At 34.6% G+C, this 14,637-nt stretch carries 11 protein-coding genes; 8 read left to right on the forward strand and 3 right to left on the reverse strand.

Going from position 1 to position 14,637, the window contains the following annotated elements:
- The first annotated feature begins 88 nt into the window (after positions 1 to 88).
- Entirely contained in the window at positions 89 to 493 is a 405-nt protein-coding gene (locus tag HNP25_RS04155) for a DUF4296 domain-containing protein (RefSeq protein WP_184130759.1), read from the forward strand.
- Positions 493 to 1,824, forward strand: coding sequence for a DUF58 domain-containing protein (locus HNP25_RS04160; protein ID WP_409012497.1), 1,332 nt, complete (start codon positions 493 to 495; stop codon positions 1,822 to 1,824). The genes HNP25_RS04155 and HNP25_RS04160 overlap by 1 nt, the downstream gene beginning before the upstream one ends.
- Before the next feature lie 114 nt (positions 1,825 to 1,938).
- Here the strand turns inward: HNP25_RS04160 and HNP25_RS04165 are convergent, their stop codons facing one another.
- Positions 1,939 to 3,231 (reverse strand): serine hydroxymethyltransferase, encoded by a 1,293-nt coding sequence (locus tag HNP25_RS04165; protein WP_184131041.1) that lies wholly within the window; start codon positions 3,229 to 3,231, stop codon positions 1,939 to 1,941.
- 223 nt (positions 3,232 to 3,454) lie between these two features.
- Between HNP25_RS04165 and HNP25_RS04170 the strand changes: the two genes are divergently transcribed.
- The gene (locus HNP25_RS04170; protein WP_184130765.1) at positions 3,455 to 4,030 is read left to right on the forward strand and encodes a peroxiredoxin-like family protein; all 576 of its coding nucleotides are present in this window, start codon (positions 3,455 to 3,457) and stop codon (positions 4,028 to 4,030) included.
- A 200-nt stretch (positions 4,031 to 4,230) separates the two neighbouring features.
- Here the strand turns inward: HNP25_RS04170 and HNP25_RS04175 are convergent, their stop codons facing one another.
- Positions 4,231 to 7,350: a serine hydrolase domain-containing protein gene (locus tag HNP25_RS04175; protein ID WP_184130768.1), complete on the reverse strand. Its 3,120-nt coding sequence runs from the start codon at positions 7,348 to 7,350 to the stop codon at positions 4,231 to 4,233.
- A 460-nt stretch (positions 7,351 to 7,810) separates the two neighbouring features.
- On the opposite strand from HNP25_RS04175, the gene HNP25_RS04180 reads away from it, so the two are divergent.
- The 3 genes from HNP25_RS04180 to HNP25_RS04190 all read left to right on the forward strand — a co-directional run bounded on the left by HNP25_RS04180 (position 7,811) and on the right by HNP25_RS04190 (position 12,882).
- Positions 7,811 to 8,413, forward strand: a complete 603-nt coding sequence (locus HNP25_RS04180) for an RNA polymerase sigma factor (RefSeq protein WP_184130771.1) — start codon at positions 7,811 to 7,813, stop codon at positions 8,411 to 8,413.
- Positions 8,388 to 8,633, forward strand: coding sequence for a hypothetical protein (locus HNP25_RS04185; RefSeq protein ID WP_184130774.1), 246 nt, complete (start codon positions 8,388 to 8,390; stop codon positions 8,631 to 8,633). Before HNP25_RS04180 ends, HNP25_RS04185 begins: the two co-directional genes overlap by 26 nt.
- 295 nt (positions 8,634 to 8,928) lie before the next feature.
- The gene (locus tag HNP25_RS04190) at positions 8,929 to 12,882 is read left to right on the forward strand and encodes a S8 family serine peptidase (RefSeq protein ID WP_184130777.1); all 3,954 of its coding nucleotides are present in this window, start codon (positions 8,929 to 8,931) and stop codon (positions 12,880 to 12,882) included.
- Positions 12,883 to 12,976: 94 nt separating this feature from the next.
- On the opposite strand, the gene HNP25_RS04195 is transcribed toward HNP25_RS04190, so the two are convergent.
- Positions 12,977 to 13,177 (reverse strand): helix-turn-helix domain-containing protein, encoded by a 201-nt coding sequence (locus tag HNP25_RS04195; protein WP_184130780.1) that lies wholly within the window; start codon positions 13,175 to 13,177, stop codon positions 12,977 to 12,979.
- A 240-nt stretch (positions 13,178 to 13,417) separates the two neighbouring features.
- On the opposite strand from HNP25_RS04195, the gene HNP25_RS04200 reads away from it, so the two are divergent.
- A complete protein-coding gene (locus tag HNP25_RS04200; protein WP_184130783.1) occupies positions 13,418 to 13,600 on the forward strand; it encodes a hypothetical protein in 183 nt (60 codons plus the stop codon).
- 59 nt (positions 13,601 to 13,659) lie between these two features.
- Positions 13,660 to 14,625, forward strand: coding sequence for a grasp-with-spasm system ATP-grasp peptide maturase (gwsG, locus tag HNP25_RS04205; protein WP_184130786.1), 966 nt, complete (start codon positions 13,660 to 13,662; stop codon positions 14,623 to 14,625).
- Positions 14,626 to 14,637: the final 12 nt, after the last annotated feature.

Here is a 14,637-nt window from a genome sequence, read left to right on the forward strand (position 1 = left end):
GCTTCCTTCAAACAAAAATCATTTCATAATTTTACTTAAAAAACTTTCACAAGTTTAAAACTACCCAAATTCCCTGTAAATTTGAAATATGAGATTAATAATTCTGTTGTTAGCAACTTTGTTGATAGCTTGCGGTTCGGAAGATAAGCCCGCAAATTTGATAGAGCAAGATAAAATGTCAAAAATCTTGGCAGATGTTCATGAAGCGGAAGCTCGTGTCAATAATATGCACTTGGGCGGACAAGATTCTTCCTTGTTGGCATATCAACGTTTGCGATGGAAAATCATGAAGCAACATCAAACTGATACTGCTACATTTAGAGTGAGTTTGAAATATTATGTTACGCATCCACCTGCTTTTAAAAGTATGTACGAGGATGTAAAAATAATATTAGAAAACCGACGCAAAGCTGTACAAACAGTGAAACCTAAAGTGGCTAAAAGTGATACGCTAAAGAAAGCACCCGCTAGTCAATCTATAAAACAACCATGATCCATCTTTTTAAATCCTTGTATTTTTCAAAAGTGGTATTCCACTTCGTTGTCGGGATTGTCATTTTATTTGTTTTTGCTTTTGTGTTTCCTTGGTTGTTGGGAATAGCACAATTGTGTTTTATGATTTTTATATTGCTCTTGTTGGCAGATGGCATTATTCTTTTCATGGCTAAAAAAAGTATTTTTTGTAGAAGAGATGTTCCCGAAAGGCTTTCAAATGGTGATGAAAACCCGATTTCAATTTTTATTGAAAATCATTACAGCTTCTCAATCTTACTTGAAATCATAGATGAAATTCCTTTTCAATTTCAGAAACGAGATTTACTCTTTTACACTTCCCTAAAATCTGCGGAACAACAAATTATTGAATATCAACTTCGTCCTACCAAAAGAGGTGAGTATAGTTTTGGTGCCGTAAATGTTTATGTAAAAAGTCCCATTCGTTTGTTACAACGTCGTTTTCAGTTTTCTCAAGATAAAATGGTGGCAGTGTATCCATCATTTTTACAAATGAGAGCTTACGAATTGATGGCAATATCAAACCGATTGACGGCATTGGGCATCAAGAAAATTCGTAGAATTGGACAAAGCCAAGAGTTTGAACAAATTCGTCAGTATGTTCAAGGTGATGATGTTCGGAGTATCAACTGGAAAGCTACCGCTCGTCGGAATGATATAATGGTGAATGCTTATCAAGAAGAAAAATCACAAAATGTTTATTGTTTGATTGATAAAGGAAGAGTAATGCAAATGCCTTTCGATGGACTTTCTTTACTTGATTATGCCATCAATGCCACGCTTATTCTCTCGAACATTGCAATCAATAAACAAGATAAAGCTGGTGTAATTACTTTTTCGGATAGAATCGGTCAAATTTTACCAGCCGATAAAAAGACTGGGCAAATGACCAAAATCTTGGATTTATTGTATAAACAAAAAACTCGTTATATGGAAACAGACTATGAGGCTTTGTATATTCATGCCAAAACACATATTCGCCAACGAAGTCTTTTGTTACTATTCACAAATTTTGAAACTGTGGCTTCTATGCGGAGGCAATTACCTTATTTCAGAAAATTAGCGAAAGACCATTTACTGATGGTTGTTTTCTTTGAAAATACAGCCTTGAAAACATTGTTAGATAAACCAGCCGAAACAACAGAAGAAATATATCATAAAACGATTGCGGAAAAGTACTTTTATGAAAAACAGCAAATTGTAAGAGAATTGGCTCAATATGGTATTCAAGCATTATTAACTGCTCCGCAAAATTTAACTGTGAATACCGTAAATAAGTATTTAGAACTAAAATCAAGAGGAATGATTTAGAGATAGATTTTCAGTTTCCCTTATCCAAGATTAAAATGAAAATACTAAACAAATAAAAACAAAACCCTGATAATTTTAAAACTATCAGGGTTTTGTTTTTATTCAATATTGGAATTAAACATATAATGGAAATGCTTCCATCCATTTGTTTACTTCTGTTTTTACCGAACCTAAATAAGTATCGTTATCGTGATTCATCAATACACTGTCGATTAATTCTACGATATGTAACATCTCTGCTTCTTTCATACCACGAGTAGTCATCGCTGCCGTACCAACACGCATACCAGAAGTAACAAATGGAGATTTGTCATCAAATGGAACCATGTTTTTGTTGATAGTAATATCAGCTTTAATCAAAGTATTTTCAGCTAATTTACCAGTCAAACCTTTTGGACGTAAGTCGATAAGCATTAAGTGGTTATCAGTTCCACCAGAAATAATTTTATAACCTTTATCAACAAAAGCCTGAGCCATTACTTTGGCATTTTTCTGCAATTGTTCAGCATAAATTTGGAAGTCGTCTGTAAGGGCTTCTCCGAAAGCAATTGCTTTAGCAGCAATTACGTGTTCTAATGGACCACCTTGCGTTCCTGGGAAAACACCGCCATCTAATAAAGCTGACATTGTTTTTAATTCACCTTTCAAGGTTTTTAAACCGAATGGGTTTTCAAAATCTTGTCCCATCATAATCAAACCACCACGAGGGCCTCTTAAAGTTTTGTGAGTGGTAGTCGTTACGATATGGCAATGTTGCATTGGATTGTTCAACAAACCTTTAGCAATCAAAGCTGATGGGTGAGAAATATCTGCTAATAAAATTGCTCCTACTTGGTCAGCAATAGCACGTAAACGTACATAGTCCCAATCACGAGAGTAAGCTGAAGCACCACAGATAATCAATTTAGGTTGTTCTTTCAAAGCAGTAGCTTCTACTTTATCCCAATCAATTAAACCTGTTTCTTGTTCTACACCGTAGAAAAACGCTTGGAAGTATTTACCAGAAAAGTTTACTGGAGAACCATGCGATAAGTGACCACCGTGCGAAAGGTTGAAACCTAAAATTTTATCGCCAGGATTCAAGAAAGATAAGAAAACCGCTGCGTTTGCTTGTGCACCAGAGTGAGGTTGAACATTTGCCCAAGTAGCACCGAACAATGCTTTTGCACGCTCGATTGCAATTGTTTCTACTTGATCTACTACTTCGCAGCCGCCATAATAACGTTTGCCCGGTAGTCCTTCTGCATACTTGTTTGTCAAAACTGAGCCTTGAGCTTCCATTACTTGCTTTGAAGTAAAGTTTTCTGAAGCAATCAATTCGATACCGTACTCCTGACGGTGAGCTTCTTGATTAATCAAGTTGAAAATTTCGGTATCTCTTTCGAGCGTGAAAGTTGCTGTTGCCATTTTATTAGAAGATTGCACGAATTTTAAGCCGTACATGGTTGGTTCTGTTAAAGAAAATCAACAAATTGTTATAAATTCATCAACAATGTGATAATTTATCGGTAAAAATACTGCTTAAAAATGGATTGTAAAAACATTTTTCTAAATGTCAGCAAGCTTACCTTTCAATAAAGTAAAATCTTTGAAATTTGTGATGAAAATTCAACTAAAATCAACAGCATAAATGAAAAAGTTATTGACAATTCTGCTAACAATCAGTGTATTATCAGTTTTAGCACAAGATGCCCCAACAGCCTTAAAGATTGGAGATAAAGCTCCAGACTTTCAAGCGAAAGATCATGCAGGAAATATCGTTAGTTTAAAAGAATTAACTAAAAAAGGAAAGGTAGTCGTGATGTTCTATCGTGGAGCATGGTGTCCGTACTGTAATAAGTACATGAGTGAGATAGAACAAGCCTTACCAGATTTTTCTGCGAAAAATGCCACTGTAGTTGCTATAACGCCTGAACCAGAAGAATCTATCAGCAAAGCCGTTGGAAAAACAAAAGCCACTTTCTCTATCATTTACGATAAAGAAAGAAGTATTATGAAGGAATGGAAAGTGGCTTATGAAATGTCTCCAGATTTACAGACAAAATATAAAGGCTATGGTTTAGATTTACAAAAACAACAAGGAGATTGGATGTTGCCCGTTCCTGCTACTTATGTGATTGGCAAGAATGGCAAAATAGAGTTCGTTCACTTCGACGAAAACTATCAGAAAAGAGCAGAAATTAAAGATATTTTAATGAAGCTGTAAAGTATGTAATTTGAAAATTTGAAGATTTGGTGATTTCAAAATGTTAATTTTGAAATCACCAAATCTTCAGAAGATGCTTGAAAGATGCCTTGATTTAAAAATATTAATTATCAAATTGAAAAATCTGTAAATACTAAAAAGATGAGCTGATTTGAAAATATCAATCTTCAAATCAGCTCATCTTCAAATTTTCAAATCAATTATATCCCTCTCTTAATCGCCTGATAAATTACTTCGTTGATATTTGTTCTTACATTCAAGTCAGAAAGTTTAGAATTGTTTCTGGTTGGATACACCCTATTACAAAGGAAAACATAAACCAATTGATGCTCAGGATCTACCCAAGTATAAGTACCTGTAAAGCCAGAATGTCCAAAGCTCGACGGACTAGCACTGGCTGCTGCACTAATACCAGCACGTTTACGGTCTGGTTTATCAAAACCTACGCCTCTTCTACTATTTTCTTCTACCGAAAAAGGATAAGCAGTCCATTCTTTCATGGTAGATTCTTTGATAAATTGTGTACCGCCATAAAATCCATTTTGAAGATACATCTGCATCAATTTAGCCAAATCTTGTGCAGTACCAAAAAGCCCCGCATGTCCCGAAATACCATTCAGCATAGATGCTCCTTCATCGTGTACACGTCCATGAATAAGTGTTTTACGGTATAGCGAATCATACTCAGAAGGAACAATTCTTGACAATGGAAAATGCTCACGAGCATTATAAGTCAGTGTAGTTGCCCCCAAAGGTTTATAGAAAGTATCTTTCAAGAATGATTCAAAATCTTTTCCTGTTAGGCGAGGAATAATTTTTGGATACATATAATAAGATAAATCTGAATAAACGTATTCCTTTTTCTCTCTGAGAGGTGAATCCTCAATGGCTTTATAAACGGTTTTGTTGTAGTCTTTATGCAACCACAAATTATCGGCTACTTGTACAGAATAATCGCCCGATTTGGTATAAGAGAACGTCTTTGGTTTCCAAATGGTTGGGGCTTTTACCAAATTGATACAATCTTTCCAAAGTGCTTTATCAGTTTGAATAATTTGGCACATTCTGGCTAAAGCCTTTTTACGACGGAATAATTTATCCCAGAAAGTAATCGCATATTTATCAGAATATTTTTCTTTATAAATTTTACTGGCTAATACCATTTTGGTAGAATCCAGACAGTCCATCCAAAATGGAATCCAAGCTTTTAAACGAGACTGATGTGTAAAGACATCTTTATACACTAAAGGAGCTTTGTTTGAATTTGCCCATTCTGGAATCAATTCCCCCATGGTAGTATTCAAGGTAAATTTTCCTTCGTCTTCCATTTTCATCATCGAAGGTACAGAAGTACTAATTTTGGTAATAGAAGCTAAATCGTATAAATCGTTGGTTGTAACTGCTGTGCCTTCGTAAGTTTGTTTTCCGTAGGCTTTATGCAAAATTACCTTGCCATTTTTTGCCACTAATACTACTGCCCCTGGAGTAGCTTTTTGTCTGATAGCTTCATTAACAATTGAATCAACTTTGCTTGTTAAGAATTTTGTGTCAATTCCTACCGCTTCAGGTACAGCATATTGAAAACGTTTCAAAGGTTCCGTTTTGATACCATCGTTATATCTGAATGCCATGCTTACACCTACAGGCAATTTTCCTTTAGCACCGATCGCTCCAAAAATTAATTCGGCTATTGCTACAGACTCGTGCATTTGTGGGCTTTCCTGATAGGTAATCATTAAAGCTTTGGCTTTATCAAGATTCTCAAATTTAGATAATGTATAAGCATTTGAGAAAAGCGAAACGATGGTTTTAGTCGAATTGGCAAACTCTTTTACCAATTCCTCTATTTTAGGATGAATACTGTAATTTTTGGCAGGACGAACCGATTGCCCATTTACAGCCATTAATACCAAATTGTAGTTCTTTAAAGAATCTCTAACCGCTTGAATGGCTTCATTACTTGAGTTTTCGTCTAAATTAAAATGCTGAACATCTGTATAATTTGAAAGCATTTTCTGAAAATCAGTAGGTTTTTTACTACCGAAAGTAGGATTTCCAATATTCAATGATGCAATTTTTAAAGTATCTAAATTTCTTAATGGAATAATATTCTCATCATTTTTCAACAATGTGATAGTTTCTTCGGCAAAAGTACGGTTCAATACTTCTGATTTTTTAGGATTCAAATCCGTAATCAGATTTTTTATTTCTATAGGTTTGTACTGGTCTAAACCAGCCCAAGCTTTGGCTGTCAAAATTCTTTTTACTCTTAAATCAATATCAGCTTGTGAGATTTCTCCTTTTTCTAAGGCTTTTTTGATGGCATTAAAAGCGGCAGGGACATCAACAAAAGTTTCTAAAACATCATTACCAGCTAAAATAGCTTTTACATTCGCAGTGCCTTCGGGAAAAAATTTTACGGCTCCTTGCATATCCATAGCATCCGTAAAAACCAATCCTTTGAAGCCTAAATCTTTTCGTAATAAATCGGTAACAATATTTTTAGATAAAGTAGAAGCAAGGTTTTTAGTTGTATCCAATGAAGGAATACTTAAATGTGCCACCATTACTCCTTGCAAACCATTTTCGATTAATGTTCTGTAAGGAAAAAGTTCTAAAGAATCTAAACGAGTACGATTGTGAGGAATAACGGGTAAATCTGTATGTGAATCAACGCCTGTATCGCCATGCCCTGGGAAATGCTTGGCAGAAGTAATGATACCTCCTTTTTGCAAACCACGCATATAAGCTAAAGCTTTTGAGGTAACTTTTTCACGATTCTCGCCAAAAGAGCGGAAATTGATAACAGGATTATTAGGATTATTATTGACATCAACTACTGGGGCATAATTTACATGTACGCCCATTCGCTTGCATTGTTGGGCAATTTGCAAGCCCATTTCTTCTAATAATTGCTCGTTACCTTGCATTGCACCCAAAGTCATTTGATATGGGAAACGAACTGTGCTGTCTAAACGCATTTCTAGTCCCCATTCCAAATCCATTCCAATCATCAAAGGTACTTTAGACATAGATTGTAGTTTATTTACAAGTAAGGCTTGTGCTGTTGGGCGGTTACGAAACAACACAAAGCCACCTACATGATAATCTCTTACAATTTTATATAAACGAGCTGTATCGTATTCATAACTATAATTGCCACGAGGCATCATTAATTGTCCGATTTTTTCATCAACAGAAAGTTTATTGAAAACAGAATCCACCCAACGCTGATTGGCATTTGGGAAAAGATTTTGGGCTTTAAGTTGAGAAATCAGAGAAAGGAAAAGTATAAAAGTGATGAAGCTGAATTTTTTCATACAGAAATTAAGATTAGTTGATACTGCAATTTACACAAAAAATATTGGTGAAGGCTCAGGACAGTACCTTTCTGACGAGAGAAACGGAATTGTTTTGATGATATTAGAAAAGAAAAAAGCTATATTTTTTAACAAAATTTAAGAGATACTAGTTAGTGATAAAGTAGGCATTTTTGCTCAAATGAATAAAATTTTGTCAAAAAACTGCCAGCAATATTTTAATTTTGTATATATTTATAACATAATCAAGAAAGAATGCCTAAACGAAAACCATGTTGTTAATATTTGTTAACGCTTTTAAAAATTTTAGCATTTTTTTTGGAATTAATATTACAACAACTATCTTTGAATTACCCTTTCTTTCTAACTACTAGAAAGAGTTTCTAAAATTCACTAAAATAAAAATATAGGAGATATAATATGATATAAAGCTTTACGTTAACTAAATAGATTTATCAAAATGGAAAAAATCCATGTTAACGACAGCGAGCTTGTATCACGCTATATAAAAAACAGTGACGAAAAGGCATTTGAAACTCTTGTTCGCCGATACAAATCCAAAGTTTATACTACGATTTACTTAATTGTTAAAGACACCTTCGTAGCCGAAGATTTAATGCAAGATACTTTCATTAAAGCTGTTGATGTGCTTCGTTCGGGGAAATACAATGATGAAGGAAAGTTTTTGCCTTGGGTGCTTAGAATTGCACACAACATGGCAATTGACTATTTCCGTCGTGATAAACGCTATCCAAATGTCGTATTCGAAGATGGTAGCAGTGTGTTTAATACATTAGATTTTGCAGAAGATTCTTATGAAGATTTGCAAATTCGTGAAGAATCGCACGCACATCTAAGAGATCTGATTAAACGTCTTCCTGACACGCAAAGAGAAGTGCTTGTGATGCGTCATTACGAAGATATGAGTTTTCAGGAAATTGCAGACGCTACAGGCGTAAGCATTAACACGGCACTAGGAAGAATGCGTTATGCGTTGATAAATCTACGCAAAATGATGAGTAAACATTCTCCGAGCTATGATACAAACCTTTACGCAGCATGACGTTATCCGTTACGTCTATCAAGAAACAACGGAAGAAGAAAATCTTATGATTCAGGACGGACTAGTCCATGATTCTGAGATGCTGGAATTTTATTTAGATATGCTTGATGTGAAAGCAGGTCTGGATAAAAGCCTTCAACAACCTTCCGAAAGAAGCATAGACAATGTTCTTGCGTATTCGAGAAACTATAAAGAAAATCATCAGGTCTTAGTTGTTTAGCTAAGGATTGATGATTTTTTTATTTATGAAGCTGTACAAGGAAACCCTATTTTTGGGCTTCTTGGTACAGCTTTGTTTTTATGTAGTTTTTACTTTACCAAAAAAAGAGTAATTTCCTTTTTGTTTTTATACATTTTCATCCATAAAGCTATAATCACTTGATAATCGTAGGTTTATAAAGATTAAGTAAAAGATAATCTAACAACAACGCAACGCTTCGCAGATTGTGGTTGTCTAACAACACAGAATCCTTATTTTCGGCAAATCGTTACCTATCCATTAACAAGTAAATATCATGAAACAACTGCTTACACTGACACTCTTGCTTTTAGCGTTTACTTCCTTCGGGCAAGAAAGAGAATTGTACAATAGTTCTCAACAAAAAAGACTACAAAGTTTATCTTCGGAATTATCTACAGTTCAAGAGAATAACTACCAAAAAGCCGTAAAAATAGCTACAGAAAAGAAATGGCAGTTGAGTGGTAATTTAAAGAACAACCGTTTTTTTAAATTGTATGGAATTGATGAAACGGGTCACCCACTTTACTTAGCAACAGAAAGTAATGCTCAAGCAGCAACCACTACTCGTACCGACCAGCTTTATTCAGGAGGTTCTTTGGGCTTATCCTTGAATGGAAGCAGTGCTTCTGTAAAAAATAAATTAGGTATTTGGGATGGTGGTGGAGTACTTTCAACCCATCAAGAGTTAACATCGAGGGTAACTCAACAAGATAAAACAACAGGTACGAATATTCATGCTACACACGTAGCGGGTACGTTGATTGCACAGGGAGTTTCGCCACTTGCCAGAGGAATGTCTTTTGGAGCAAGTTTAAAAGCTTGGGATTTTACCAGTGATAACGCTGAAATGACTGCTGCTGCTACAGGATTATTAGTGTCTAATCACTCTTATGGTTTTTTAGCAGGTTGGAGTTATGATGATACTCGTAGTCGTTGGTCATGGTATGGTAACACAAGCATTAGCCAAACAGAAGATTATAAATTTGGATTTTACGACAGCAATACACAGTCATGGGATAAAATTGCTAATAGTGCTCCCTATTATCTTATCGTAAAATCAGCAGGAAATAATCGTAATGAAACAGGCCCTTCTGCGGGAGAATATTATTATTTAGGCACTTCAAGTGATACGAGTTCTGTAGCAAGAAGTAAGAATGATGGATATGATATTTTAGCAACAACCAGTACAGCTAAAAATATTTTAACTGTTGGTGCTGTTAGTGGAACAAATGGAAAAGCACCTCAGCAATCTTCTGAAATAAAAATCTCATCTTTTAGTAGTTGGGGGCCAACAGATGATGGAAGAATTAAACCTGATATTGTAGCGGTTGGTGTAAATCTGCTTTCAAGTTCTAATGCTTCTAATTCAAGTTATACTATTTTAAGTGGTACTTCAATGTCTTCACCACAAGCTGCTGGAAGTATTTTATTGCTACAAGAATTATATGCACAGAAAAATGATGGATTAGTAATGCGTTCTTCAACATTAAAGGGTTTAGTATTGCACACGGCTGATGATGCTGGAAATGCTGGTCCAGATTATATTTATGGTTGGGGTTTGTTGAACATGGAAAAAGCAGCGAAAGTAATTCTGAATACTGATAAATCTTATGATATTTCAGAAAGAACATTGGCGAATGGAGCTACTTTTACACAAAAAGTAACAGCTTCTGGAAAAGGAGCATTAACAGCAACTATTTGTTGGACAGACCCAGAAGGAACAATTACCGCTGCAAGTGTTGCTAATTTGAATAATCGTACGCCAAAATTGATTAATGATTTAGACATTAGAATTTCGGATGGAACGAATACTTCTTTGCCTTTTATTTTAAATCCCGACCAGCCAAGTGCGGTGGCTACAAGAGGAGATAACATCAGAGATAACGTTGAACAAATTCTGATTACAAATGCGATTCCTGGAAAAAGTTATACCATTACTGTTAGTCATAAAAGTACTTTAAAAAATAATACACAAGATTATGCTTTGATTCTCAGCGGGATTGGTGGTACAGAATACTGTGCTTCTACACCAACAACGATTCAAAACAATATTGAAAGTGTAAAATTAGGCGACTTGACGGCTGATTATAAAATTGCTTCTTCACAAAGTATTCCTTTAGAAATTAATTTAAAAGGCACTTCAACAAAAAAAGTAAATGTTTATGTTGACTGGAATGCCAACGGGACATTTGAAGAAGCTACAGAATTAGCGACAAGTTCTGGACAACTTGTAGGAGTAACTACTTTCAAATCAACAATAACTGCCCCTTCGGGTTTGACCGTTGGAAACAGTACACTTGTAAGAGTGATTGTTGCTGAAAACTCAGGAACTACCAATATTAGTAGCTGCGGAACTTACTCTCAAGGAGTTACGCAAGATTATAAAATTGAATTTATTCGCCCAAGTATTGATATTGCCTTAGTTGATTTAATCAAACCTGAAACAAATACTTTCTGTGCTTCATCGTCTGGTACGGTTTCTGTTTCTTTGAGAAATATCGGAACAACGGCTCAACAAAATATTCCTGTTACAGTAAATGTTTTAGATGGAACAAGTATTGTAGCAACACTTACAGGTACATACAAAAATCAACTAAGTACCTTTAGCGAAGGAACGCTTGTATTAGATGGAAGTTTCACGGCAAAAGTGGGTGCTAGCTATACTTTTGAGGTAAAAGTAAATTTATCAACCGACCAAGATATTACTAATAATAGCAAAAGTTTTGTGCGACAAGTAACCGCTTCAACAGCACCAACAACAGCCCAAGCAATTGTTTGTGAAGGTGCAACGGCTTTGAATGTAAAAGGAACGGAAACTTCTACTTTGCTTTGGTATGATGCCCAAACGGCTGGAAATTTATTATTCACAGGAAATACTGGTACATTTAATAAGCCGACTACAGCCTCTAAAATTTATGTTGGAGTAAATGATATTTCGGGTTCGGTGGGAGCTAAAGATAAATATGTTTTTGGTGGAGGTACTTATTATGAAACCTTTGGACCAGAACCAATTATCGTTACACAAACTCCTTTGGTAATTGAAAGTGCTAGAGTATATATCGGAACAGCTGGAAAAATTACTTTTACAATTTATCGTCAGTCGGATTCGAGTCCAATTTCGTCAGTAACGTTAGATGTAACGCCAACTCGTACTACCGCCAATTCAACACGTTCGAATAATCAGTTGATAGATGATTCAACAGACCAAGGGGTTGTCTTGCCTTTGAATTTATCAATTCCAGCAGCGGGAACTTATATTTTATCACAAGAATGTACAGACGGAGCATCAATTTACAGAACAAACCTAAATGCCAATTCAACTGTTTCTGGGGCTGACATTACTGGTTATCCATTCACGATTCCTAACGTAATCAGTATTACTGGTGCAGTATTCAATGGTTCGACGATTAAGACGGGTTATTATTATTTGTACGATATGAAAGTGAAATCTTATGGTTGTCCGAGTAACAGAGTAGAAGTGCCAATTACAACGCAAGCTGCTCCGAAAGTAAGCATTACGCCTTCAAGTTCATTCAGTATTTGTCAGGATGATTCAAAATTATTAACAGCCAGCACAGGTACAAATTATACCTATCAATGGTTATTGAATGGACAAAATATTACTGGTGCAACATCAACAACTTATTCAGTAGGGAAAACAGGTAATTACAGTGTAAAAGTTACAGAGAATGGCTTTTGCTCGGCTACTTCTACGGCAATTACGGGTACAGTAATTACGCCAGTAATTCCAGCCATAAAATTAGATGGCACAACATTAAGCTTATCGTCAGGTTCAAATCCTGTTTGGTACTTGAGCGGGAATATTATTACTGATGCAACAACTAATACCATTGTTCCACTTCAAACAGGAGTTTACATGGCAAAAGTAACGGATGTAAACGGTTGTTCTGTTTTCTCTGAAGGCTATACGTTCACAGTAACAGCCACTGATGAAGAAATAAATTCGGTAGAAACTGCAAGGATTTATCCAAACCCAGCACCAGAATCATTCAAAGTAGAATTTAGCACGCCCAATAATCCAAAATATGTTTATGCAGAAATGATAAACATCATGGGAGTAACGGTTTCTTCTAAAGAATTAGTGAAAAATGATGGTAAGTATAGTGCTGAATTCGATGTATCAAAACAAAATTCAGGTACGTATTTTTTGAGAATTATTGCTGAAAATGCGGTAAAAGTAGTTCCAGTGGTGATTAATAAGAATTAGTTGATTATATACTTTAGCTGAAATCTAGCCGTTTGTTGCATTGCGATAAACGGCTAGATTTTTTTATGAGTTATTGAATAAATAATCATCGTGATTATTTATTCAATAACTCATCTAGAGATACTCCGAATACCTGACTAAGTTTTTGAGCTTCGAATACGTCAGGAAGACTCTGGTCACTTTCCCATGCTGATATTTTACTTTGTGAAGGAATGTTAATTAAATCAGCTAAAGCTGCTTGCGAAAGGCGATTTTTCAGACGGAGATTTCTGATAGTTTTCCCTAAGGTTGACATTGAGGTATTTGTTTAGTTGTAAGAGCCTATTAATTACAATAGTGACGTATATTTTGGATAAACCAAAATTATGCGTGTTTATTGTATTTTACAAGGAAAAACTATAAATTTTCAAAATATCTAAAAATAGATAGAAACTATCTGAATTCAGATTGGATGTATAAGAATAAGTGATAAAATTTGTTTCGCTATTCCAAGCTCTGCAGGTGCAAGAGTGTTTTAAGGAAAGGCAAAAAAACTATGAAGACACGTAATAAATTATCCAGTATTGATGATTCGATGTTTAATGTAATTGAGAATCGTAAGTTAGCACTTCTTTTTGGAGGAGCGACGGGTAGTACTACAACAGTAACTTACAGTAAAAAGAAGAAAACAAACACGACATCAAATGACGGTAGTGATTCTTATCCAGGAGAACAGTAGTCTTTTTGTTGGTAATGTTGGGAGTAATCTCCCAACATTAATTTTTAAATAAAACTCTAATGATACTAATTTTATCTATTGATGGAGATTTATCAACTGATGTTGTGATTAACTGGTTGAAATTTTATGGACATCCTTATATTCGACTTAATCCCTTGGAGATAGTTGAAAAAAAAGTTTTTTTTTCTCTCAAAGAACAAATATTAATTATTGGTGATAAAACAATAAAAATTGATGAAATAAATGCTATCTGGAATAGAAAAATTGGTTTTTTTTCTTACACTCCACAATTTAAATTGTTAGTTGAATCATCAGGTTATGATGTTGCAGAGCAAATTTTGAGAGAAAACGCATCAATTGTATCTGGATTTGTTAGACTATTTAAAGATAAAAAATGGTTATTAAATGCTTTATCTACAAATATTAATAAAATTGATGTTTTGAATATGGCTTTTAAAATAGGTTTAGATATTCCAGAAACTTTCATACTAAGTAATAAACTGGATATAAAAAATATACATGCAAAAACCCCTTTGATTTCTAAATCAGTATATGAGGTAATTTTTTTAAAAAGATTAAATGGTTTATATTCAATGTATACAAACCGATTAAGCGAAGTCTTTTTCAAGAAAGTCCCTGATGATTTTTTCCCCTCTCTACTTCAAGTAGAAGTTAAAAAAATGTATGAAATAAGAACCTTTTTTTTAATTGACACTTGTTATAGTATGTCCATTTTTTCACAAAAATCTAAGCAAACTGAACTAGACTTTCGTAGGTATGAATGGGCTAATCCAAACAGATTTATTCCATATAAATTACCTCGTGAAATAGAAATGAAAATAAAGAAACTTATGAAATCTCTAAATTTAAATACTGGTTCAATAGATTTTATGCGTGGAGAAGATGGGAAATATTACTTTTTAGAAATAAATCCAGCTGGTCAGTTTGGTATGATTGACTTTAGTTGCAATTATGGACTTCACAAAAAAGTAGCACAAACTTTAATCAAATTTGACAATGGATAACATGTATATAGA

Source organism: Arcicella rosea (genome assembly GCF_014204325.1).
Taxonomy (GTDB): Bacteria; Bacteroidota; Bacteroidia; order Cytophagales; family Spirosomataceae; genus Arcicella; species Arcicella rosea_A.

Coding starts and splice junctions, on each gene's coding strand:
- HNP25_RS04155 (WP_184130759.1), top strand. CDS start 89: ATGAGATTAATAATTCTGTTGTTAGCAACTTTGTTGATAGCTTGCGGT.
- HNP25_RS04165 (WP_184131041.1), bottom strand. CDS start 3,231: ATGGCAACAGCAACTTTCACGCTCGAAAGAGATACCGAAATTTTCAAC.
- HNP25_RS04170 (WP_184130765.1), top strand. CDS start 3,455: ATGAAAAAGTTATTGACAATTCTGCTAACAATCAGTGTATTATCAGTT.
- HNP25_RS04175 (WP_184130768.1), bottom strand. CDS start 7,350: ATGAAAAAATTCAGCTTCATCACTTTTATACTTTTCCTTTCTCTGATT.
- HNP25_RS04180 (WP_184130771.1), top strand. CDS start 7,811: ATGGAAAAAATCCATGTTAACGACAGCGAGCTTGTATCACGCTATATA.
- HNP25_RS04185 (WP_184130774.1), top strand. CDS start 8,388: ATGATACAAACCTTTACGCAGCATGACGTTATCCGTTACGTCTATCAA.
- HNP25_RS04190 (WP_184130777.1), top strand. CDS start 8,929: ATGAAACAACTGCTTACACTGACACTCTTGCTTTTAGCGTTTACTTCC.
- HNP25_RS04195 (WP_184130780.1), bottom strand. CDS start 13,177: ATGTCAACCTTAGGGAAAACTATCAGAAATCTCCGTCTGAAAAATCGC.
- HNP25_RS04200 (WP_184130783.1), top strand. CDS start 13,418: ATGAAGACACGTAATAAATTATCCAGTATTGATGATTCGATGTTTAAT.
- gwsG (WP_184130786.1), top strand. CDS start 13,660: ATGATACTAATTTTATCTATTGATGGAGATTTATCAACTGATGTTGTG.